1 protein-coding gene and 1 pseudogene (1 of these 2 cut by a window edge) are annotated in these 2018 nt (G+C 67.9%); one reads left to right on the forward strand and one right to left on the reverse strand.

The window, feature by feature from the left end:
- Positions 1 to 1036 (forward strand): annotated as a pseudogene (locus BN903_RS08265) (sensor histidine kinase); it begins 77 nt to the left of the window's first position.
- Between the two features lie 12 nt (positions 1037 to 1048).
- Here the strand turns inward: BN903_RS08265 and BN903_RS08270 are convergent.
- A complete protein-coding gene (locus tag BN903_RS08270; protein ID WP_048077293.1) occupies positions 1049 to 1804 on the reverse strand; it encodes a VOC family protein in 756 nt (251 codons plus the stop codon).
- Positions 1805 to 2018 lie beyond the last annotated feature (214 nt).

Raw genomic sequence — 2018 nt, forward strand, 5'->3', positions numbered from 1 at the left:
CGAGGCGGCCGAAGACGTGTTGGGATTCTCGGTCGTCACCGTCCGGGTCCACGACGCGGACGCCGGGGGGCTCGTTCCGGCGGCGGTCTCGACGGCCGCGGCGGAGCTGTTACCCGAACGCGAGACGTTCACGGCCGGCGGCGGGAGCCTCAACTGGGCGGCGTTCGAGGCGGACGAGGTGCGCGTGTACGACGACATCAGGGAGATGGACGCCCTCGACGCGGACACGCCCCTCCGAAGCCTCATGATCCTGCCGATCGGCGAGTTCGGAACCCTCTCGATAGGTGAGACGGAGCCGGGCGTGTTCGACGGGACCGACGAGTTCCTCGCGCGGATCCTCGCGACCGCGGTGGAGACCGCGTTTCAGGCAGAGGAACGCACCCGCCGGCTACACGAGCGGAGCGCGGAGCTGGAGCGTCAGAACGACCGGTTAACGGAGTTCGCCAGCGTCGTCTCGCACGATCTTCGGAACCCGCTCAACGTCGCACAGGGGCGGGTGGAGCTCGCGGCCGACGAGTGCGACTCCGAACACCTCACCGCGGCCGCCGCGGCTCACGAGCGAATGGAGGCGCTGATCTCCGACCTGCTCACCCTGGCCCGCGAGGGCGAGATGGTCAGCGAGACGGAGACCGTCCGACTCGCCGACATCGCCGAAGGGTGTTGGGCGAACGTCGACACGTCGAACGCCGCCCTCGCCGTCGAGACCGAGCTGAGCGTCCGGGCCGACGAGAGCCGACTCCGACAGCTGTTGGAGAATCTGATGCGTAACGCCGTCGAACACGGGGGCGACGACGTGACCGTCACGGTCGGAACGCTTCCGGACGGATTCTACGTGGCGGATGACGGGCCGGGAATCCCGGAGGACGAGCGGGAGGCGGTGTTCGACGCCGGCTACTCGACCTCGGAGTCGGGGACCGGGTTCGGGCTCCGGATCGTCGAGCAGGTGGCCGACGCGCACGGGTGGTCGGTCCGCGTCGCCGAGAGCGAGGCGGGCGGCGCGCGGTTCGAGATCACCGGCGTCGAGTCCGCCGCGTGAACGGAGAGTCGATCAGTCCCGCGTGACCAGTTCGACCTCGTGGCCGTCCTGGTCCTTCGTGAACGCGTAGTTGTGGTCGCAGGACGCGGGGTCGCGGTAGTCGGGCGCTTCGCGGGTCAGCAGCGCGTCCCAGGCGTCGTCGAGGTCGTCGACGCGCACCGCGACGTGGCCCCAGCCGTCGCCCATCGTGTACTCGCGACCGTCGTAGTTGTACGTGAGTTCGAGCTTCATCGCCTCCTCCGGGGCGTCCTCCGGAGCGACGAAGTAGTTCGAGAAGGTGTCGGCCTCCCAGCGGCCCGGGACCTCGGTGTACTCGAACTTGCGGGTCCAGTAGCCGAGCGCCTCGTCGGCGTCCTCGACGCGGATCATCGTGTGGTCGATGCTCCACTTCGCGCCGTGGTCGCGCTTGACGATCTCGATCTCGTGACCGTCGGGGTCCTTCACGAACGCGTAGCGGTTCCCGCAGGACTCGGGGTCGCGGTAGTCGTCGACGCCCTCCTCGATCAGCCCGTCGTACGACTCCTGAAGCGCGTCCTCGGGGACGCGGACCGCGATGTGGCCCCACGCGTCGCCGATCTCGTAGCTCCGGCCGTCGTGGTTGTACGTGAGCTCTAAGAGCGCGCCGTCCTCGGGACCGAGGAAGACGTTGGTGAAGGTGTCGGCCTCCCAGCGGCCCTTCTCCTCGTAGTTCAGGTGGGTCTGATACCAGTCGAGACTCTCCTCTAAGTCCTCGACGCGGATCATCACGTGGTCGAAGGTTCCGTCCATACGCGACGGATCGGCCGCTCGGGTCAAAAGCGTACTGAAGCCCGAACCCGGCGCGGGGCGGCGGCTCGGCCGAACTGATCACGAGTCCAGTCGAGTTTTATTAACACTCCACGGCGTGGATAGATACCGTTCGACGACTCATTCCTCGTGTCCGTCGCCGCCGGCGACGGGCGCGTTCATGGCAAACGAACCGACCAGCCCGTCGACGCCAGAC

This window comes from Halorubrum sp. AJ67, from assembly GCF_000513435.1.

What these genes read in the sequence shown, in the direction of transcription:
- BN903_RS08270 (WP_048077293.1), bottom strand. Translation starts at nt 1,804, where the DNA reads ATGGACGGAACCTTCGACCACGTGATGATCCGCGTCGAGGACTTAGAG.